A 332-nucleotide genomic window follows, 5' to 3' on the forward strand; every position below is an offset into this window, starting at 1 on the left:
ACCTACCCAGATGGTTCGAGTGAAGAAGTCCCAGTGACCGTTAAGGTATCTAAGTCCGCAACAGATGCAGATAAGAATACTCCAGTCGCTAAGGATCAAACAGTTGAGCCAGGTTCTACACCGAAGGCAGAAGATTCCATTGCCAACCTGTCTGAACTTCCAGCAGGAACGAAAGTATCCTTCAAGGAGCCAGTAGACACAACAGGTGAGGGAGACAAAGTAGTTACAGTAGTTGTAACCTACCCAGATGGTTCTAGTGAAGAAGTCCCAGTGACCGTTAAGGTATCTAAGTCCGCAACAGATGCAGATAAGAATACTCCAGTCGCTAAGGA

The 332-nt window shown here is 46.7% G+C and carries 1 protein-coding gene; it reads left to right on the forward strand.

Translation table 11 applies throughout. The annotated features are described in order from the left end of the window. The coding region (locus tag E5983_RS09630) for a Rib/alpha-like domain-containing protein (protein WP_269148561.1) at positions 1 to 332 on the forward strand (332 nt) is incomplete at both ends.

The organism is Streptococcus danieliae (assembly GCF_009767945.1).
GTDB lineage: Bacteria > Bacillota > Bacilli > Lactobacillales > Streptococcaceae > Streptococcus > Streptococcus danieliae.